The following is an 18,997-nucleotide window of genomic DNA, read 5'->3' on the forward strand; positions in this document are numbered from 1 at the left end:
GTACCCCGCCCCGGACGTGGGCTATGGTGAAGATCGTGACAATGATGAGGAGGTGCTATGTTTTCTGTCGGTGATTATGTCCAACCGCGTCAGGGCGGTCCGAAACTGAAAGTGCTCGAAGTAAATGGTGAAAACATTGTGGCCGTGCAGGCCAGCAATGAGCAGGGCGAGAAATATCACCTGAAAGCGGCGGACGTAGTTCTGTACTCCGAAGAAGGTGACTTTGGCGTCTGCTAAGTCAATAATCGGGCGGAATACACCGCCCGAATAATCATCAGATCAGGAAATCATCCAGCGATTTACCGTTTGCCAGTGCGTTCGCAATTGGCTTTGGCGTACGTCCCTGACCGGTCCACGTTTTCTCTTCACCGTTCGCGTCGATGAAACGATATTTCGCCGCACGCGCTTTACGTTTTTTAGCCGGCTGGCCCGCATGAGCCAGTTCTCCGCCTAACAGATCGCTCGGGGAAATACCGTCTGCCTTCATCAGTTCCAGCAGAGCATTAATTTTATCCTGCTGTTCAGCGCGCTGGCGCTCTAATTCAGCCTGCTCGCTGCGTTTTTCTTCTGTGACAATCCGAACTTTTTCCAGCACTTCTTCCAGAACATCCATGGATAATTCACGCGCCAGCGCCCGGAGGGTACGGATATTATTAAGATTCTGTAACGTTAAAGCCATAATAATGAGAAACCTTTCTTCGTGTGTATAACATAAATCAAGCAACAGAATAATTGATTTTTGTTCTGATATCTACCCACTCTGTCGTTTTGACATTATTGTAAATGTTTTAGAATATCCCGTTAATATAACCCCGAATTACCTGTCAGTTTTAATGCGTAATATTCCGTCCTGCACCTGGTCAAAAATCCCTGTTTAAAGCCGTTCAAAAAACCGCCCGGCATCCTCCGAATAACAAACGTTATACGCTTACTCAGATAAGCTAATAGTCTGATTTCGTTTAATAAAACGGTGGATGGGAAAGAAAATAACGACTCGCACAAAAAACAGCCAACTTTAGAGAATTTTATGGACAAAGCGCCCATAAATAAAAATTAATCACTACTTGTTAGTTAAAAGCCAGAGGGATACGCTATACACTCAAAACAAACCAACCTAAAGCACTAAACGCCGCAGGTAAAAACGCCACTTTTTTGTCCTGTTCGAGGAGTTCAGACATGTTCTCACCGCAGTCTCGCCTGCGCCATGCGGTAGCGGATACGTTCGCGATGGTCGTTTACTGTTCCGTCGTAAACATGCTGATTGAAATTTTCCTGTCCGGAATGACCTTTGAGCAGTCCCTCTCATCGCGCCTGGTGGCCATTCCGGTGAATATCATGATTGCCTGGCCGTACGGCATGTATCGCGATGCGGTGATGCGTTTCGCCCGGCGTATTAGCCCGGCAGGTTGGGTAAAAAACCTGGCGGACGTGCTGGCTTACGTGACGTTCCAGTCCCCGGTGTATGTGGTTATTTTGCTGACGGTGGGCGCAGACTGGCATCAAATCGCCGCCGCGGTAAGTTCAAATATCGTGGTATCTATGCTGATGGGTGCGGTGTACGGTTACTTCCTTGACTACTGCCGCCGCCTGTTTAAAGTCAGCCCTTATAGCCAGGCAAAAGCGTAAGTTAAGGCGACTGGCTCATGCCAGTCGCTGAGTTATTGTACGTCGCCAAACAGCCCTTTCAGGAAACGCTCCAGCGCCATACGCGAGCTGAAACCGTGCGGAATACCATAATGTTCATGCGTCTCGCCGCCTAAATAGAGCGGAAATTGCTGATAATGATCGCAGGTTTTAATATCCGAGGCGGGCTCAGCAAATGACAGGCTTCTGTCTTTGAGTGTCGGGTGAATAATGAGAGCAGTACGCCCCATTCTTGCTTCACGGTTGACGTAAACATAATTCTCACCACGGCGATATCCGTACGCTTTTGATGTTACCTCATCCATGGTGAACCCTTCTTTTTCAAGAACGCGCGCCACCTCATCGGGTCGTAAATACATATCTTTTCCTCATTATCATACCTGCCGGGCAACCTTACAGTATTCAGCATTAGCAGGGCTTTCAGAATATTCCATAAACTGCCCGATAAGCCGTGACTCGCTTCAGATATTACATTTCTGGACTAAACTAAACGGGAACACAAATTATGGAGGATCGTATGTTTAACAGACCGAACCGAAACGATATTAACGACGACACCCAGGATATTCGTAACGATGTCAGCCAATTAGCGGACACGCTGGAAGCCGTATTGAAATCCTGGGGCTCTGACGCGAAGGATGAAGCAGATGCCGCGAAACGTAAGGCTCAGTCTCTGCTGCGTGAAACGCGCGCAAGGATGAATGGCCGCTCACGTACCACTCAGGCGGCCTGCGATATGGCCAGCTGCGCCACCACCTTCGTACGTGAAAAACCGCTGTGTACGCTGGGAACGGTCGCGGCAGTCGGGATTTTTGTCGGCGCCCTGCTTAGCCTGCGTAAGTAAGCACGCGTTCTCAGCCCCGGTAGCCTCAGGCGCCGGGGCTTTTATTTGCCTGAAAGCCTGAAAAACCCGCGCAGTTCGCCCTGCCCCGCCAGGCTCATCATTGGGACCTTATCAATCTGAATTTCCCATATCTTGTGTGGTTGAAAGTTATCTCAACTACATCTAGTATTCCCTTTAGCAAGACAGATACAACATGACGCGTTTACTCGCGCCGTTCTCTCATTCTAAATGGAAATACGAATCATGAGCATTATTATTTACACTCGTAACGATTGTGTTCAGTGCCACGCCACGAAACGGGCGATGGAGAGTCGCGGCGTGGCATTTGAGATGGTCAATATAGATCAGGTGCCTGACGCGGCAGACACCCTGCGGGCGCAAGGTTTCCGTCAGCTTCCGGTTGTGGTTGCCGGCGACGCCAGCTGGTCTGGCTTTCGTCCGGACATGATCAACCGCCTTGCCGCTCAGGGCGTCAGTGCATGAGCAGGCTGGTCTACTTTTCCAGCAGCTCGGAAAACACGCTTCGGTTTATGGAGCGTCTCGGGCTGCCCGCGATTCGCATTCCGCTGAACGAGCGGGAGCGTATTCAGGTAGACGAACCCTACATTCTGGTAGTGCCCAGCTATGGCGGTGGCGGCACCGCGGGGGCTGTGCCTCGTCAGGTGATCCGCTTTCTGAACGATCCCCATAACCGGCAGCTGATTCGCGGCGTGATCGCGGCAGGCAATCGTAACTTCGGCGAGGCCTTTGCCCGCGCCGGGGATGTCATCTCTCAAAAATGCGGCGTGCCGTATCTCTATCGTTTTGAACTGATGGGGACACAGCAGGACGTAGAGAACGTGCGTAAAGGAGTGAACGAATTTTGGCAACGACAACCGCAGAGCGCGTGATTCAGGCGACGCCGGATTACCATGCATTAAACGCCATGCTAAACCTCTATGACCGGGAGGGGCGCATTCAGTTTGGCAAAGATCGTGAGGCGGTGGACGCCTTTTTTGCCGCTCATGTACGCCCGAACAGCGTCGTCTTTGGCAGCCAGCAGGAACGTCTCGACTGGCTGGTAAAAGAGGGTTATTACGAAGAGCGCGTCCTGACCCGCTACGACCGCGCCTTCGCGGTGGCATTGTTTGAACGGGCGCACGCCAGCGGTTTTCGCTTCCAGACGTTTCTCGGCGCGTGGAAGTATTACACCAGCTACACCCTGAAAACCTTCGACGGCAAACGCTATTTAGAAAGCTTTGAAGATCGGGTGGTGATGGTAGCCCTGACGCTGGCGCAGGGCGATGAAGCTCTGGCCGAAAGGCTGACGGAGGAGATCCTCTCAGGCCGCTTCCAGCCTGCCACGCCAACCTTCCTTAACTGCGGCAAAGCCCAGCGCGGCGAGCTGGTCTCCTGCTTCCTGCTGCGTATTGAAGACAATATGGAGTCGATTGGCCGTGCGGTGAATTCGGCGCTACAGCTGTCGAAACGCGGCGGCGGCGTGGCATTTCTACTTTCGAACCTGCGGGAAGCGGGCGCGCCGATCAAGCGCATCGAAAATCAGTCCTCCGGCGTCATCCCGGTGATGAAGATGCTGGAAGATGCTTTCTCATACGCCAACCAGCTTGGCGCACGTCAGGGCGCGGGGGCGGTTTATCTGCACGCGCATCATCCGGACATTCTGCGTTTTCTGGATACCAAACGTGAAAACGCCGACGAAAAGATCCGCATTAAAACCCTGTCGCTCGGCGTGGTGATCCCGGATATCACGTTTAAGCTGGCCAAAGAAAATGCCGACATGGCGCTTTTCTCACCGTATGACGTCGAGCGGATCTACGGCAAAGCCTTTGGCGATGTGGCCATCAGCGAACTTTATGACGAACTGGTGACGGACGAGCGCATTCGTAAGAAATACATTAACGCCCGCGACTTTTTCCAGACGCTGGCCGAAATTCAGTTTGAGTCCGGGTACCCGTACATCATGTACGAGGATACGGTGAACCGCGCCAACCCGATTGCCGGGCGCATCAACATGAGCAATCTGTGCTCGGAGATTTTGCAGGTCAACAGCGCGTCCAGCTACGACGAGAACCTCGACTACGCGGATATCGGCAAAGATATCTCCTGCAATCTCGGTTCGCTGAATATTGCCCACACCATGGATTCCCCCGATTTTGGCCGCACGGTAGAGACCGCCATTCGCGGGCTGACGGCGGTATCGGACATGAGCCACATCCGCAGCGTACCGTCCATTGAGGCGGGCAACGCCGCGTCGCATGCCATCGGCCTTGGGCAGATGAACCTGCACGGCTATCTGGCGCGGGAGGGTATCGCCTACGGCAGCCCGGAAGGGCTGGATTTCACCAACCTTTATTTCTATACCATCACCTGGCATGCGCTGCATACCTCGATGATGCTGGCGCGCGAACGCAACCAGCGGTTCGCAGGCTTTGAGCAGTCCCGCTACGCCAGCGGAGAGTATTTCAGCCAGTATCTGGAAGGCGACTGGCAGCCGAAAACCGAAAAAGTACGCGCGCTTTTCGACCGCGCCGGCATCACCCTGCCGACGCGTGAGATGTGGCAACAGCTGCGTGAGGATGTGATGCACTACGGCATCTATAACCAGAACCTTCAGGCGGTTCCGCCAACCGGCTCCATTTCCTATATAAATCATGCCACCTCGAGCATCCATCCGATCGTGTCGAAGATTGAAATCCGCAAGGAAGGCAAAACCGGCCGCGTCTACTACCCTGCCCCGTTTATGACTAACGAGAATCTGGCTCTGTACCAGGACGCCTATGAGATCGGCCCGGAAAAGATCATTGATACCTACGCCGAGGCGACCAGACATGTGGACCAGGGGCTGTCGCTGACGCTCTTCTTCCCGGACACCGCCACCACGCGGGACATCAATAAAGCGCAGATCTACGCCTGGAAGAGAGGCATCAAAACGCTGTACTACATTCGCCTGCGCCAGCTCGCGCTGGAAGGTACCGAAATTGAAGGCTGCGTGTCCTGCGCGCTGTAAGGAGAAAGGATGAAACTGTCACGCGTAAGTGCCGTTAACTGGAACAAAATTCAGGATGATAAAGACCTGGAGGTCTGGAACCGCCTGACCAGCAACTTCTGGCTGCCGGAAAAGGTGCCGCTCTCCAACGATATTCCGGCCTGGCAAACCCTGAGCCATGCCGAGCAGCAGCTGACAATCCGCGTCTTTACCGGCCTGACGCTGCTGGACACCATTCAGAATACCGTGGGTGCGCCCGCGCTGATGAGTGATGCGCTGACCCCGCACGAAGAGGCGGTAATGTCGAATATCAGCTTTATGGAGGCGGTCCATGCCCGCTCTTACAGCTCGATTTTCTCCACCCTGTGCCAGACCAGAGACGTGGACGCGGCCTACGCCTGGAGCGAAGAGAGCGCGTCATTGCAGCGCAAGGCAGATCTGGTGCTGGAATATTACCGGGCCGACGAGCCGCTGAAGAAGAAGATCGCCAGCGTGTTCCTGGAATCTTTTCTCTTCTATTCCGGCTTCTGGCTGCCCATGTACTGGTCGAGCCGGGGCAAGCTCACTAATACCGCCGATTTGATTCGCCTCATCATCCGCGATGAAGCGGTACACGGGTATTACATCGGCTATAAGTACCAGAAAGGACTGGAGAAAGTCACTCCGGAAAAACGCGAGGAACTCAAAGGTTTTGCCCTCGATTTACTGATGGATCTGTATGACAACGAGCTGAGCTATACCGAGGAGCTGTACGCCGGAACGGGCTGGGAAGAGGACGTAAAAGCCTTCCTCTGCTACAACGCCAACAAGGCGCTGATGAACCTGGGCTACGAAGCGTTATTCCCACCGGAAATGGCGGAAGTGAACCCGGCGATCCTCGCGGCGCTGTCGCCCAACGCCGATGAAAACCACGACTTCTTTTCCGGGTCCGGCTCGTCGTACGTGATGGGTAAAGCGGTGGAGACGCAAGACGAGGACTGGGATTTTTAATGAATGAATTAACGTTCATTAATTAACTCTACATTTCATTATTTTCAGCCGAATATTCCACTACGTACTACACTGTAATTTCTCCTTCATATTCGCCTGAATCACACCGATTCAGGCGAAACTCTCCCATGCAGTAGCAAAAAATTGAGAAAAATTCAAAGCGCCCTCAGCCCTTTATTCATGGGAAATTCAGCCGTTTCGCTTGCGGTAAAATTCCGACCTCAGGCAGGTCCAGGGTTGTCTCAGATTCTGAGTATGTTAGGGTAATGCCAGTTAACTATTTACCATGGTAATCATATCGACATAAACAAATAACAGGACACTCTCTATTGCATGGCAATTAAATTAGAAGTGAAAAATCTTTATAAAGTATTTGGCGAGCACCCACAGCGTGCTTTCAAATATATTGAGAAAGGCCTTTCGAAAGAGCAAATTCTGGAAAAAACCGGGCTATCGCTTGGCGTTAAAGACGCCAGTCTGGCCATTGAAGAAGGCGAGATTTTTGTCATCATGGGATTATCCGGTTCGGGTAAATCCACTATGGTTCGCCTTCTCAATCGCCTGATTGAACCCACCCGCGGACAGGTGCTGATTGACGGCGTTGATATCGCCAGAATATCAGACGCGGAACTCCGCGAGGTGCGCAGAAAGAAAATTGCGATGGTGTTTCAGTCATTTGCACTGATGCCGCACATGACGGTACTCGATAATACCGCCTTTGGCATGGAGTTAGCCGGCACGCCCGCTCAGGAACGTCAGGAAAAAGCCCTTGATGCACTGCGTCAGGTCGGGCTGGAAAATTATGCTCATGCGTATCCGGATGAGCTCTCCGGCGGTATGCGTCAGCGCGTAGGATTAGCGCGCGCATTAGCGATTAATCCGGATATTTTATTAATGGACGAAGCCTTCTCGGCGCTCGATCCCTTAATTCGCACCGAGATGCAGGATGAGCTGGTAAAATTACAGGCCAAACATCAGCGCACCATTGTTTTTATTTCTCACGATCTGGATGAAGCCATGCGTATTGGCGACCGTATCGCCATTATGCAAAATGGTGAAGTGGTGCAGGTCGGCACACCGGATGAAATTCTCAATAATCCGGCGAATGATTATGTGCGCACCTTCTTCCGCGGCGTGGATATTAGCCACGTATTCAGTGCGAAAGATATTGCCCGCCGAACACCAAACGGCATTATTCGAAAAACGCCAGGTTTTGGTCCGCGCTCCGCGCTGAAGCTGTTGCAGGACGAAGACCGTGAATACGGTTATCTGGTTGAACGCGGCAATAAATTTGTCGGCGTCGTCTCCATCGACTCCCTGAAAACCGCCCTGAGCGAAAACCAGGGAATCGATGCGGCGTTGATTGACGCTCCGCTTGCCGTGGACGCCGAAACGCCGCTCAGCGAGTTGCTCTCTCACGTGGGTCAGGCGCCGTGCGCCGTGCCGGTTGTCGGTGAAGAACAACAGTACGTTGGCATCATCTCAAAACGGATGCTGCTACAGGCTTTAGATCGCGAGGGGACAAACAATGGCTGATCAATCAAACCCATGGGGCACCACTGAAGCAGCGGACAGCGCGGCGCAATCTGCCGATGCGTGGGGGTCGACGCCTGCGCCTGCCGATGGCGGCGGCGCGGCTGACTGGCTCAACAGCGCACCGGCGCCTGCCCCAGAGCATTTCAATATTATGGATCCGTTCCACAAGACGCTGATCCCGCTGGATAGCTGGGTAACGGAGGGGATCGACTGGGTCGTTACCCACTTCCGTCCGGTGTTCCAGGGGATCCGTATCCCGGTGGATTACATCCTGAACGGCTTCCAGCAGCTGATGCTGGGCATGCCCGCGCCGGTGGCGATTATCCTGTTCTCGCTGATCGCATGGCAGTTCGGCAGCGCGGGTATGGGGATCGCCACGCTGATCTCCCTGATTGCCATCGGCGCGATTGGCGCGTGGTCTCAGGCGATGATCACCCTGGCGCTGGTGCTGACCGCCCTGCTGTTCTGCGTGGCGATCGGCCTGCCGATGGGGATCTGGCTGGCGCGCAGCCCACGGGCCGCAAAAATTATCCGCCCGCTGCTGGATGCGATGCAGACCACGCCAGCGTTCGTTTACCTGGTGCCTATCGTGATGCTGTTCGGCATCGGTAACGTACCGGGGGTGGTCGTGACCATTATCTTTGCCCTGCCGCCGATTATTCGCCTGACCATTCTGGGCATTAACCAGGTGCCTGCGGATCTGATAGAGGCATCACGCTCGTTTGGCGCCAGCCCACGTCAGATGCTGTTTAAGGTTCAGCTTCCGCTGGCGATGCCGACCATTATGGCAGGTGTTAACCAGACGCTGATGCTGGCGCTGTCGATGGTGGTGATCGCCTCAATGATTGCCGTTGGTGGGTTAGGTCAGATGGTACTGCGCGGCATTGGCCGTCTCGATATGGGGCTGGCGACCGTCGGCGGCGTCGGGATTGTGATCCTTGCCATCATTCTTGACCGCCTGACCCAGGCTGTCGGTCGTGATTCACGCAGTCGCGGCAACCGTCGCTGGTATACCACCGGCCCTGTCGGGTTACTCACCCGCCCATTCACAAAATAAGGAACAACGATGCGACATAACGTACTTTTTGCCACAGCGTTTGCGACCCTTGTCTCCACCAGCGCAGTTGCCGCTGACCTGCCGGGCAAAGGCATTACCGTGCAGCCGGTGCAGAGCACCATTTCGGAAGAGTCCTTCCAGACCCAGATTGTCAGCCGTGCGCTGGAAAAACTGGGCTATACGGTGAATACCGCCAGTGAAGTGGATTACAACGTGGGCTATACCTCTATTGCCTCCGGCGATGCCACCTTTACCGCCGTGAACTGGCAGCCGCTGCACGACGATATGTATGCCGCCGCAGGCGGTGACAAGAAATTCTACCGCGAAGGCACCTTTGTGACCGGCGCTGCGCAGGGATATTTGATCGACAAGAAAACCGCCGATAAGTATCACATCACCAATATTGAACAGTTGAAAGATCCGAAGATCGCCAAACTCTTTGATACCAACGGTGACGGCAAAGCCGACATGATGGGCTGCTCGCCGGGCTGGGGCTGTGAAGCGGTGATTAACCACCAGAACAAAGCCTTCGATCTGGCGAAGACCGTCGACGTGAGCCACGGCAATTACTCTGCGATGATGGCCGATACCATCGCCCGCTTTAAAGAAGGCAAGCCGGTGATCTACTACACCTGGACGCCGTACTGGGTGAGCGACGTGCTGAAGCCGGGCAAAGACGTGGTGTGGTTGCAGGTGCCCTTCTCCTCCCTGCCGGGCGAGCAGAAAGATATCGACACCAAACTGCCAAACGGCATGAACTATGGCTTCCCGGTGAATACCATGCATATCGTGGCGAACAAAGCCTGGGCCGAGAAAAACCCGGCGGCGGCGAAGCTATTCTCGGTGATGAAACTGCCGCTGGCAGACATTAACGCCCAGAACGCGATGATGCACGCGGGTAAATCATCCGAAGCAGATATCAAAGGCCACGTGGATGGCTGGATCAAAGCCCACCAGCAGCAGTTCGATGGCTGGGTGAAAGAGGCGCTTGAGGCGCAGAAGTAAAAATACTACCCCTCACCCTGCCCTCTCCCCTTTGGGGAGAGGGGTAGGGTGAGGGGATCAAACCGCACCCAACCTAAACCGCACAATCCACCACGTAACAATCCCCCAACATTCACAATCATTGGTTATTATGTTTCCGGAAAAATAATCACTTAACTTACGATTCCTGAAACAAATGACAAAAACAACTCAAGGGCTTAGCTCCGCACTCATCCTTTTAATGTCCGTGGCAACGGGACTGGCCGTCGCCAGCAACTATTACGCGCAACCTCTGCTTGATACTATCGCGCGTGCTTTCGATCTTTCAGCCAGCTCCGCCGGCTTTATCGTCACCGCTGCGCAGCTCGGCTATGCGGCCGGGCTGCTGTTCCTGGTGCCATTAGGCGATATGTTTGAGCGCCGGATGCTTATCGTCTCCATGACGCTGCTGGCCGCAGGCGGGATGTTGATCACCGCCAGCAGCCAGTCGTTAACGATGATGATTATCGGTACCGCGCTGACGGGGCTGTTCTCGGTGGTGGCACAAATTCTGGTTCCCCTCGCGGCGACGCTGGCTTCCCCGGAAAAACGCGGCAAAGTGGTTGGCACTATTATGAGCGGCCTGCTGCTGGGCATCCTGCTGGCGCGAACCGTTGCCGGGCTGCTGGCGAGCCTCGGCGGCTGGCGCACCGTTTACTGGGTGGCAAGCGTGCTGATGGTTATCATGGCGCTGGCCCTGTGGCGCGGCCTGCCAAAGGTGAAGCAGGAGAATCACCTGAACTATCCGCAGCTCCTCGCCTCCGTTTTCAGCCTCTTCACCCGGGATAAACTCCTGCGCACACGCGCCGTTCTGGGGTGTCTCACCTTCGCCAACTTCAGCATCTTATGGACGTCGATGGCGTTTCTGCTCGCCGCGCCGCCGTTTAACTACTCAGAAGGCGTGATTGGCCTGTTCGGGCTGGCAGGCGCGGCTGGCGCACTGGGCGCGCGCCCGGCGGGTGGCCTGGCCGACAAAGGTAAATCTCATATGACCACCTCCGCAGGGCTGGTTTTACTCCTGCTCTCATGGGCGGCTATCTGGTACGGACACGTCTCAGTGCTGGCGCTAATTGTCGGTATTCTGGTACTCGACCTCACCGTGCAGGGCGTACATATCACCAACCAGACCGTGATTTACCGCGTGAAACCAGACGCCCGTAACCGTCTGACGGCCGGGTACATGACCAGCTACTTTATCGGCGGCGCGGCGGGCTCGCTAATCTCAGCCTCCGCCTGGCAGCATGCGGGCTGGACGGGCGTGTGCGCAATCGGCGCCGTCGTGGCGGCGATAAATCTGCTGGTATGGTGGCGCGGCTATCACCGCCAGGAAGCAATTCACTAAGTTTTACATTGCTTTGGGCCCCCTGGGGTGTAAAGGGGGCCTGCATCTGTTAAGGTAACGGTAATCATTTATCCCAGAAATTTTACTGTGGGTGACATATTTACTACCGGCATGAATAGTTCAGACCCCAGTCCTCACATCCCCTCTTTCGCGGGTACACACCCCACACTTTCTGTGCTCACCGGGTCACGGATTTACCCGGCGCTTTCTGATGGTGACATACGTTTGGCGGATATAACCGCACAAATAATTCATTTACATTATTTGTCACTATCGTTACTATATCGGCTGTAATTAATGAGGTTATGCCCAAAATGGATAGTTCGTTTACGCCCATTGAACAAATGCTTAAGTTCCGCGCCAGTCGTCATGAGGACTTCCCGTATCAGGAGATCCTGCTGACGCGCCTGTGCATGCACATGCAGGGTAAGCTGCTGGAAAATCGTAACAAGATGCTGAAAGCGCAAGGGATTAACGAGACGTTGTTTATGGCGTTGATTACGCTTGAGTCTCAGGAAAACCACAGCATTCAGCCGTCTGAACTGAGCTGCGCGCTGGGTTCATCCCGTACCAATGCAACCCGTATTGCTGATGAGCTGGAGAAGCGCGGCTGGATAGAGCGCCGTGAGAGCGATAACGATCGCCGCTGCCTGCATCTGCAACTGACCGAGAAAGGTCACGAATTCCTGCGCGAAGTGCTGCCACCGCAGCATAACTGCCTGCACCAGCTTTGGTCTGCCCTCAGCACCGCCGAGCGCGACCAGCTTGAGCACATTACTCGCAAGCTGCTCACCCGTCTGGACCAGATGGATGAAGATGGCGTCATTCTTGAGGCGCTGCGCTAACGCGACGATCCGCTCAACATTCCAGATTGCAAAAGAAAAACTGACAGGCCAGCACGTGAAACTGCTGGCCTTTCTGACAACAGGTCGGCTCAGCCGATGTGAAAATAAAAAGATCGTGGAGAACAACAATGAGCGCAAATGCGGAGAACACCCCCCCGCAGCAACCGGTCAACAAGAAGGGCAAACGTAAGAGCGCCCTTATTCTGCTGACCTTGCTCTTTATTATTATTGCCGTGGCATATGGGATCTATTGGTTTTTAGTCTTGCGTCATGTTGAAGAGACAGACGATGCATACGTGGCAGGGAATCAGGTTCAAATCATGGCGCAGGTGTCAGGCAGCGTCACGAAAGTCTGGGCTGACAACACCGACTTTGTGAAAAAAGGGGATGTGCTGGTCACGCTCGACCCGACCGACGCCCAACAGGCGTTTGAAAAAGCACAGACGGCGCTGGCCTCCAGCGTTCGCCAGACCCGCCAGCTGATGATCAACAGCAAACAGCTTCAGGCCAATATCGACGTGCAGAAAACGGCCCTGGCCCAGGCGCAGAGCGACCTCAAGCGTCGTGTTCCTCTCGGCACCGCCAACCTGATTGGCCGTGAAGAGTTGCAGCACGCCCGCGATGCGGTGGCGAGCGCACAGGCGCAGCTGGACGTGGCGATCCAACAGTACAACGCCAACCAGGCGATGGTGCTGGGCACCTCTCTGGAAAACCAGCCGGCGGTGAAACAGGCGGCGACCGAAGTGCGTAACGCATGGCTTGCCCTGCAACGTACCAAAATCGTCAGCCCGATGACCGGTTACGTTTCCCGTCGTTCCGTGCAGCCGGGTGCGCAAATTAGCACCACCACGCCGCTGATGGCGGTCGTTCCGGCGAACAACCTGTGGGTGGACGCGAACTTCAAAGAGACCCAGCTGGCGCATATGCGTATCGGCCAGACCGCAACCGTGGTCAGCGATATCTACGGTGATGACGTGAAGTACACCGGTAAAGTGGTCGGTCTGGACATGGGGACCGGCAGCGCGTTCAGCCTGCTGCCTGCACAGAACGCCACCGGCAACTGGATCAAAGTGGTACAGCGCTTGCCTGTACGTATCGAGCTGGATCCTAAGCAGCTGGCAGACCATCCGCTGCGAATTGGCCTTTCCACGCTGGTGACGGTCGATACCGCCAACCGCGACGGTCAGATCCTCGCAAGCCAGGTGCGCAGCACGCCAGCTTATGAAAGTAACGCCCGTGAAATTAGCCTCGATCCGGTCAATAAGCTGATCGATGACATCGTGAAGGCAAACGCCGGTTAAGCCGAAGGTGAGCGTTATGCAACAGCAAAAGCCGCAAAAACCGCTTGAGGGGGCGCAGCTGGTCATTATGACCATTGCGCTGTCGCTGGCGACATTCATGCAGGTGCTGGACTCCACCATCGCAAACGTGGCGATCCCTACGATCGCCGGGAACCTTGGCTCATCGCTGAGCCAGGGGACCTGGGTCATTACCTCATTCGGGGTGGCGAACGCCATCTCTATTCCCATCACCGGCTGGCTGGCGAAGCGCGTCGGTGAAGTGAAGCTGTTCCTCTGGTCGACGATCCTGTTCGTGCTGGCCTCCTGGGCTTGCGGCATGTCCAGCAGCCTGACGATGCTGATTTTCTTCCGCGTCATCCAGGGGATTGTCGCCGGGCCGTTGATTCCGCTATCGCAGAGTTTGCTGCTGAACAACTATCCGCCCGCCAAGCGCTCCATCGCGCTCGCGCTGTGGTCGATGACGGTGATTGTCGCCCCAATTTGCGGGCCAATCCTCGGCGGCTATATCAGCGATAACTATCACTGGGGCTGGATCTTCTTCATCAACGTACCCATCGGTGCGCTGGTGGTGCTGATGACGCTACAGTCTCTGCGTGGTCGCGAAACGCGGACCGAACAGCGGCGGATCGACGGCATCGGGCTGGCACTGCTGGTTGTCGGCATCGGCAGCCTGCAAATCATGCTCGACCGCGGCAAAGAGCTGGACTGGTTCGCCTCTACGGAAATCATCGTGCTGACGGTGGTCGCCGTGGTTGCCATTAGCTTCCTGATTGTCTGGGAGCTGACGGACGAAAATCCGATAGTCGACCTCTCGCTGTTTAAATCGCGAAACTTCACCATCGGCTGCCTCTGTATCAGCCTCGCCTATATGCTCTACTTCGGCGCGATTGTTCTGCTGCCGCAGCTGTTGCAGGAGGTGTACGGCTATACCGCAACCTGGGCGGGGCTGGCCTCCGCGCCGGTGGGGTTAATTCCGGTTCTGCTGTCGCCAATTATTGGCCGTTTCGCCCATAAGCTCGACATGCGCAGGCTGGTGACGTTCAGCTTCATCATGTACGCCGTGTGCTTCTACTGGCGCGCGTATACGTTTGAACCGGGAATGGACTTTGGCGCCTCCGCGTGGCCGCAGTTTATTCAGGGCTTTGCTGTGGCGTGCTTCTTTATGCCACTGACCACCATTACGCTTTCGGGCTTGCCGCCTGAGCGGATGGCGGCGGCATCGAGCCTGTCGAACTTCACCCGTACGCTGGCGGGCTCCATCGGGACATCGATCACCACCACGCTGTGGACCAACCGGGAAGCGATGCACCACGCCCAGTTGACCGAAGCGGTGAACCCGTTCAACCCTAACGCTCAGCAGATGTATAGCCAGCTTGAGGGGATGGGGATGACGGAGCAGCAGGCGTCCGGCTGGCTTGCCCAGCAGATCACCAACCAGGGGCTGATTATCTCGGCAAACGAGATTTTCTGGATATCGGCGGGGATCTTCATCGTCCTGCTGGGGCTGGTGTGGTTTGCCAAACCACCGTTTGGTGCCGGTAGCGGGGGCGGTGGAGCGCACTAGCCCTGTGCACGGGTTGCCCGGTGGCGCTACGCTTACCGGGCCTACGAACGTAGGCCGGATAAGGCGTAGCCGCCATCCGGCAAAACACCGCACCGTGTCCAAAACGCGACAGCGATTGTCAGTTCCGATAAAGCAGCGCGCCTGAAATTGATTCACGAGAGTGAAAAGACAACAGGAGCGTACCATGCTGAACACACCCGCGCCACGCGCTGGCTCTCGACAGACTTACGTCGAAGTGAGCACGCCGAACGTCTATCTCGACCAGATCGAATATTTCTGCCACCACTTCAGCCGCCGCAGCGACGTCTGTATCAGCGTGCATCCGCAAAACGATCGCGATACCGGCGTCGCCAGCGCGGAGCTGGCCGTGGTTGTCGTCATCAGTATTGTAGGCCCGGTCAGCGAAGCGCCACCGGGCATCCACAGGCACAATACTAAATGTGCAGTTCCTGAAGTTTTTCTTTTGGCAGGGCCAGCTCGTCGTTGCTGTTTACACGAACATCACGTTCGATGATATGGCGGGCAATCTCCTGAGCTTCTTCCAGAGAGTGCATCTGGTAAGTGCCACACTGGTAAACGTTCAGCTCTGGGATCTGGTTCTGCTCTTTCACCTTCAGCACGTCTTCCATGGCCGCTTTCCACGCATCCGCGACGCGTTTCTCTTCAGGCTGACCAATCAGGCTCATGTAGAAACCGGTGCGGCAGCCCATCGGAGAGATATCGATGATCTCCACGCCGTTGCCGTTCAGGTGGTCGCGCATGAATCCGGCGAAAAGGTGTTCCAGCGTGTGAATGCCTTTCTCTGGCATCACTTCTTTATTTGGCACGCAGAAGCGCAGGTCGAAAACGGTGATCGTGTCGCCGTGCGGCGTGTTCATGGTCTTCGCCACGCGGACTGCTGGTGCTTCCATACGGGTATGGTCGACAGTAAAGCTATCTAATAACGGCATACGTCACCTCCGATAGTGATTTTTTTTAAAATAAACTGAACTCTTCTACAGAATGCGCGTCTGAGTATATGAAAGACGCGCATTTGTTATCATCATCCCTGAATTCAGAGATGTATATTTTGGCCACAGCGATGTGGCCTTTTTCTTTTGGTTCAGGCCTGCTTCGCCAGAAACGCCTCAAACGACTCCGTATCCGCCGCTTCGACCTCTTTCTGACGCACAACGGACGCATCGCGCTCTGCCACAAAATCCGCTTCGCTCAGGATCTCTAACGGCTCCTGCATCAGCATCTCACGGTACTCCGCTGAGAGTGAACGCCCTGTGCCACCAATTCCCTGTTCAATCATAGAACGCAGAATACGTGCTGAGAATGTCAGTTCCGGGTTATCAAAGCTTTCAATCAGTTCGTCGCAGACCTTCTGGTAAGCTTCGCCGCCGTACACGCTATCCAGCGTCTGGGCTACGCGCTTCAGGTCATGGAACAGATCCTTCCCTACCTTAGACAGTGGGAACTGGGCCGTTTCACAGCCAATACCTAACGTCAGACCCGGCTTGCGCCCTTCCAGAATCACGCGATTCCAGTTGGCACGAGTACACAGCAGTTCGTCGGAACTCATTTCCGGCGCATCCGCCAGTACGCACCAGACCATAAACAGGTCAAGGAAGCGAACCTGCTGCTCGTCAACGCCAATCGGTGAGAACGGGTTGATATCCAGCGAGCGCACTTCAATGTATTCGATACCGCCGCGCTGTAGCGCATCAGACGGCGTTTCACCGCTGCGCGTCACGCGCTTCGGACGAATCGGCGCATACAGTTCATTTTCAATCTGCAATACGTTGGTGTTAATTTGCAGGCGCTTGCCGTCTTTTTCGAGGCCGATTTTTTCGTACTCTTCCGACGGGGTTTTTATCGCCCGCTTCAGGCCTGCCACATATTCGTGCAGATCGTTAAACGTAATTCCGAGATTGCTTTGCGACTTATTGGTATAGCCAAGGTCGCTCAGGCGCAGCGAGGTCGCGTACGGCAGATAGTACATGCCACACTCAGTCTTCTCGAACGGCAGCGTGGTCGGTTTCCCTTGCAGGAACGATGAACAGATAGCCGGGGACGCGCCGAACAGATACGGAATAACCCAGCCAAAACGGTAGTAGTTGCGGATCAGGCGGAAGTAGCCCGCGGAGATCGCTTCTTTATCCGTTTCACCGCACTTCGCCTGCCAGAACGCCATCGGCAGAGAGAAATTGTAGTGCACGCCAGAGATCGTCTGCATCAGTGCGCCGTAGCGATTTTTCAGTCCTTCGCGATACAGCGTTTTCAGCCGTCCAATATTCGAGGTGCCGTACTGAGCCAGCTCGATATCCTGCCCCTGCTCGATATAGCACGGCATGCTGAGCGGCCACATACGCTCGTCGCCGAGGTTGCGGGCGGTGAAGCGATGCACGTCGCGCATGATCGTCAGCATATGATCAATATCACCGTCTACTGGCGTAATGAACTCCAGCAGCGCTTCGGCGAAATCGGTTGTGATCCATTTATGTGTCAGCGCCGAGCCTAACGCCTTCGGGTGTCCCGTAGTCGCTAAGCTACCATCCGCATTTACGCGCAGCGTTTCGCGCTCAAGCCCACGCTGAATCCCCTTCAGTGCCTGAGGGTGATTTTCCAGCCAGGCCAGCGCCTGTGATACGTCCGGGATCAATTTGACCTCCCGCCTGTCAAAAAATTGTCACTCAGCATAATTGTAATGGTTGACGATTGAAGGTCGCGAATTCATTCCACCAATTAGTGCCACCACGTCATACCCTGTAGTGTTACCCATGCCAGTAAAACATAGCGTAACGCCTTGCCAAGGCACAAAAAAAAGAGCACTGGTCCCCAGGAGATGCGCATCCATCCCGCCAGCAGACACAGTAAATCGCCTATTACAGGCATCCAGCTTAATAACAGCGTGGCAGCGCCATAGCGTTTTAGCCAGCCCACTGCCTTTTCCTGCCAGCGAGATTTTTCGCGTAGCGGAAAGAAACGTCCAAGAATAACGTTAGTCAGCCCTCCAAGGCTATTACCCATTGTTGCTATTAAGACCAGCAACCAGGGCTGACTCACGCCGGACAACAGCATCGCCACCAGCACCACTTCCGAATTCCCCGGTAAGAGGGTGGAGCTTAAAAAACTGCTGGCGAATAATGAAGCGAGTGACAGCGCGTCACTCACAGTAAGCGAACATCCACCGCCGCCATTCCGGCATCACGCGCGGCCTGAATGCCAAAATCAGCATCCTCAAACACCACGCATTTTGCAGGTGGTACACCCATTAATTCTGCACAGCGCAGGAAGGTATCCGGTGCGGGTTTGTGATGTTTAACATGATCGGCGGCAACGACGGCAGAAAAATAGTGGCGCAGGCCAAGGTGTTTGAGTAGCGCTTCAGCAATCGCGCTCTCGCTGCCCGTACCGACAGACATAGGACGAAGGCCGTGCCACTCCTTGACGACGTCAATGAGTGGTAAAGGCTGCACGGTGTCTAACAGTATGGCTTTTACCGCGTCGGTTTTTTCACGCGCGAGCTGGTGCGGGTCGAGATCGGCCTGATTCAGCTCAATCACGGCCTGTGCGATACGCCAGGTGGGCGATCCGTTGAGGGCAATCATCGCCTGTAAATCGAAGCGCATACCGTAACGGCCCAGGACTTCGGTCCAGGCCTGACGATGCGTGGGTTCGGTATCCAGGAGGGTGCCGTCCATGTCGAAGATCAAACCGTCATACTGTGCGTACATCGTGCTCTCGCTAAACGATTAACAAAGCATTACTTTATCGTAAAAGGGGATTTTTGTCGCTGATTGCGAAGTGATAACAATGAGAGTGATTAAGAACTAAACATCGAAGGGGATCACAAGAAGAGATGGTGCATCCGGGAGGA

20 protein-coding genes and 1 pseudogene are annotated in these 18,997 nt (G+C 54.9%); 15 read left to right on the forward strand and 6 right to left on the reverse strand.

Going from position 1 to position 18,997, the window contains the following annotated elements; translation table 11 throughout:
• Positions 1–57: 57 nt before the first annotated feature.
• Complete coding sequence (locus INF86_RS18510; RefSeq protein ID WP_006811690.1) at positions 58–237, forward strand: hypothetical protein; 180 nt, start codon at positions 58–60, stop codon at positions 235–237.
• Between the two features lie 37 nt (positions 238–274).
• Here the strand turns inward: INF86_RS18510 and stpA are convergent, their stop codons facing one another.
• Positions 275–679: a DNA-binding protein StpA gene (stpA, locus tag INF86_RS18515; RefSeq protein WP_022649126.1), complete on the reverse strand. Its 405-nt coding sequence runs from the start codon at positions 677–679 to the stop codon at positions 275–277.
• Positions 680–1,176: 497 nt separating this feature from the next.
• Here stpA and alaE point away from each other — a divergent pair, with 497 nt between their 5' ends.
• Positions 1,177–1,626, forward strand: coding sequence for an L-alanine exporter AlaE (alaE, locus tag INF86_RS18520; RefSeq protein WP_022649127.1), 450 nt, complete (start codon positions 1,177–1,179; stop codon positions 1,624–1,626).
• Positions 1,627–1,658: 32 nt separating this feature from the next.
• Here the strand turns inward: alaE and INF86_RS18525 are convergent, their stop codons facing one another.
• The gene (locus tag INF86_RS18525; RefSeq protein WP_006811693.1) at positions 1,659–2,003 is read right to left on the reverse strand and encodes a DUF2002 family protein; all 345 of its coding nucleotides are present in this window, start codon (positions 2,001–2,003) and stop codon (positions 1,659–1,661) included.
• 158 nt (positions 2,004–2,161) lie between these two features.
• On the opposite strand from INF86_RS18525, the gene INF86_RS18530 reads away from it, so the two are divergent.
• From INF86_RS18530 to INF86_RS22540, 13 genes and pseudogenes are all read left to right on the forward strand, one after another.
• Entirely contained in the window at positions 2,162–2,488 is a 327-nt protein-coding gene (locus tag INF86_RS18530) for a DUF883 domain-containing protein (protein ID WP_017382769.1), read from the forward strand.
• Positions 2,489–2,731: 243 nt separating this feature from the next.
• Positions 2,732–2,971, forward strand: coding sequence for a glutaredoxin-like protein NrdH (gene nrdH / locus INF86_RS18535; RefSeq protein WP_227414820.1), 240 nt, complete (start codon positions 2,732–2,734; stop codon positions 2,969–2,971).
• Positions 2,968–3,378, forward strand: coding sequence for a class Ib ribonucleoside-diphosphate reductase assembly flavoprotein NrdI (gene nrdI / locus INF86_RS18540; RefSeq protein WP_022649128.1), 411 nt, complete (start codon positions 2,968–2,970; stop codon positions 3,376–3,378). Before nrdH ends, nrdI begins: the two co-directional genes overlap by 4 nt.
• On the forward strand, positions 3,351–5,495 hold the full coding sequence (gene nrdE / locus INF86_RS18545; RefSeq protein ID WP_045308451.1) for a class 1b ribonucleoside-diphosphate reductase subunit alpha: 2,145 nt from the start codon (positions 3,351–3,353) through the stop codon (positions 5,493–5,495). The genes nrdI and nrdE overlap by 28 nt, the downstream gene beginning before the upstream one ends.
• A 9-nt stretch (positions 5,496–5,504) precedes the next feature.
• Positions 5,505–6,464: a class 1b ribonucleoside-diphosphate reductase subunit beta gene (gene nrdF / locus INF86_RS18550; RefSeq protein ID WP_022649130.1), complete on the forward strand. Its 960-nt coding sequence runs from the start codon at positions 5,505–5,507 to the stop codon at positions 6,462–6,464.
• A 333-nt stretch (positions 6,465–6,797) separates the two neighbouring features.
• On the forward strand, positions 6,798–8,000 hold the full coding sequence (proV, locus tag INF86_RS18555) for a glycine betaine/L-proline ABC transporter ATP-binding protein ProV (protein ID WP_022649131.1): 1,203 nt from the start codon (positions 6,798–6,800) through the stop codon (positions 7,998–8,000).
• Entirely contained in the window at positions 7,993–9,057 is a 1,065-nt protein-coding gene (gene proW, locus INF86_RS18560) for a glycine betaine/L-proline ABC transporter permease ProW (protein ID WP_022649132.1), read from the forward strand. The genes proV and proW overlap by 8 nt, the downstream gene beginning before the upstream one ends.
• 9 nt (positions 9,058–9,066) lie before the next feature.
• Positions 9,067–10,062 (forward strand): glycine betaine/L-proline ABC transporter substrate-binding protein ProX, encoded by a 996-nt coding sequence (proX, locus tag INF86_RS18565; RefSeq protein WP_017382774.1) that lies wholly within the window; start codon positions 9,067–9,069, stop codon positions 10,060–10,062.
• 175 nt (positions 10,063–10,237) lie between these two features.
• Positions 10,238–11,422 carry an MFS transporter gene (locus INF86_RS18570; protein ID WP_038416574.1) on the forward strand — a complete coding sequence of 395 codons (1,185 nt, stop codon included), beginning with the start codon at positions 10,238–10,240 and terminating at the stop codon, positions 11,420–11,422.
• A 314-nt stretch (positions 11,423–11,736) separates the two neighbouring features.
• The gene (gene emrR, locus INF86_RS18575; RefSeq protein WP_017694792.1) at positions 11,737–12,267 is read left to right on the forward strand and encodes a multidrug efflux transporter EmrAB transcriptional repressor EmrR; all 531 of its coding nucleotides are present in this window, start codon (positions 11,737–11,739) and stop codon (positions 12,265–12,267) included.
• Between the two features lie 128 nt (positions 12,268–12,395).
• Positions 12,396–13,568: a multidrug efflux MFS transporter periplasmic adaptor subunit EmrA gene (gene emrA, locus INF86_RS18580; protein ID WP_022649133.1), complete on the forward strand. Its 1,173-nt coding sequence runs from the start codon at positions 12,396–12,398 to the stop codon at positions 13,566–13,568.
• A gap of 16 nt (positions 13,569–13,584) precedes the next feature.
• Positions 13,585–15,132: a multidrug efflux MFS transporter permease subunit EmrB gene (emrB, locus tag INF86_RS18585; protein WP_022649134.1), complete on the forward strand. Its 1,548-nt coding sequence runs from the start codon at positions 13,585–13,587 to the stop codon at positions 15,130–15,132.
• A 229-nt stretch (positions 15,133–15,361) separates the two neighbouring features.
• Positions 15,362–15,505, forward strand: a pseudogene (locus INF86_RS22540) (hypothetical protein); the annotation flags it as partial.
• Between the two features lie 61 nt (positions 15,506–15,566).
• Here the strand turns inward: INF86_RS22540 and luxS are convergent.
• The 4 genes from luxS to yqaB form a co-directional block, all read right to left on the reverse strand.
• Positions 15,567–16,082: an S-ribosylhomocysteine lyase gene (gene luxS, locus INF86_RS18595; RefSeq protein ID WP_003862180.1), complete on the reverse strand. Its 516-nt coding sequence runs from the start codon at positions 16,080–16,082 to the stop codon at positions 15,567–15,569.
• 152 nt (positions 16,083–16,234) lie between these two features.
• Positions 16,235–17,779 carry a glutamate--cysteine ligase gene (gshA, locus tag INF86_RS18600; protein ID WP_038416576.1) on the reverse strand — a complete coding sequence of 515 codons (1,545 nt, stop codon included), beginning with the start codon at positions 17,777–17,779 and terminating at the stop codon, positions 16,235–16,237.
• An 83-nt stretch (positions 17,780–17,862) separates the two neighbouring features.
• A complete protein-coding gene (locus tag INF86_RS18605) occupies positions 17,863–18,291 on the reverse strand; it encodes a YqaA family protein (protein WP_017692791.1) in 429 nt (142 codons plus the stop codon).
• Entirely contained in the window at positions 18,288–18,854 is a 567-nt protein-coding gene (gene yqaB, locus INF86_RS18610) for a fructose-1-phosphate/6-phosphogluconate phosphatase (RefSeq protein WP_023306805.1), read from the reverse strand. Before yqaB ends, INF86_RS18605 begins: the two co-directional genes overlap by 4 nt.
• Between the last annotated feature and the right edge of the window lie 143 nt (positions 18,855–18,997).

This window comes from Enterobacter cloacae complex sp. I1M, assembly GCF_014982425.1.
GTDB classification, from domain to species: domain Bacteria; phylum Pseudomonadota; class Gammaproteobacteria; order Enterobacterales; family Enterobacteriaceae; genus Enterobacter; species Enterobacter intestinihominis.

Excerpts from the sequence above, each read along its gene's own strand:
- INF86_RS18510 (WP_006811690.1), top strand. The coding sequence starts at position 58 with ATGTTTTCTGTCGGTGATTATGTCCAACCGCGTCAGGGCGGTCCGAAA.
- stpA (WP_022649126.1), bottom strand. The coding sequence starts at position 679 with ATGGCTTTAACGTTACAGAATCTTAATAATATCCGTACCCTCCGGGCG.
- alaE (WP_022649127.1), top strand. The coding sequence starts at position 1,177 with ATGTTCTCACCGCAGTCTCGCCTGCGCCATGCGGTAGCGGATACGTTC.
- INF86_RS18525 (WP_006811693.1), bottom strand. The coding sequence starts at position 2,003 with ATGTATTTACGACCCGATGAGGTGGCGCGCGTTCTTGAAAAAGAAGGG.
- INF86_RS18530 (WP_017382769.1), top strand. The coding sequence starts at position 2,162 with ATGTTTAACAGACCGAACCGAAACGATATTAACGACGACACCCAGGAT.
- nrdH (WP_227414820.1), top strand. The coding sequence starts at position 2,732 with ATGAGCATTATTATTTACACTCGTAACGATTGTGTTCAGTGCCACGCC.
- nrdI (WP_022649128.1), top strand. The coding sequence starts at position 2,968 with ATGAGCAGGCTGGTCTACTTTTCCAGCAGCTCGGAAAACACGCTTCGG.
- nrdF (WP_022649130.1), top strand. The coding sequence starts at position 5,505 with ATGAAACTGTCACGCGTAAGTGCCGTTAACTGGAACAAAATTCAGGAT.
- proV (WP_022649131.1), top strand. The coding sequence starts at position 6,798 with ATGGCAATTAAATTAGAAGTGAAAAATCTTTATAAAGTATTTGGCGAG.
- proW (WP_022649132.1), top strand. The coding sequence starts at position 7,993 with ATGGCTGATCAATCAAACCCATGGGGCACCACTGAAGCAGCGGACAGC.
- proX (WP_017382774.1), top strand. The coding sequence starts at position 9,067 with ATGCGACATAACGTACTTTTTGCCACAGCGTTTGCGACCCTTGTCTCC.
- INF86_RS18570 (WP_038416574.1), top strand. The coding sequence starts at position 10,238 with ATGACAAAAACAACTCAAGGGCTTAGCTCCGCACTCATCCTTTTAATG.
- emrR (WP_017694792.1), top strand. The coding sequence starts at position 11,737 with ATGGATAGTTCGTTTACGCCCATTGAACAAATGCTTAAGTTCCGCGCC.
- emrA (WP_022649133.1), top strand. The coding sequence starts at position 12,396 with ATGAGCGCAAATGCGGAGAACACCCCCCCGCAGCAACCGGTCAACAAG.
- emrB (WP_022649134.1), top strand. The coding sequence starts at position 13,585 with ATGCAACAGCAAAAGCCGCAAAAACCGCTTGAGGGGGCGCAGCTGGTC.
- luxS (WP_003862180.1), bottom strand. The coding sequence starts at position 16,082 with ATGCCGTTATTAGATAGCTTTACTGTCGACCATACCCGTATGGAAGCA.
- yqaB (WP_023306805.1), bottom strand. The coding sequence starts at position 18,854 with ATGTACGCACAGTATGACGGTTTGATCTTCGACATGGACGGCACCCTC.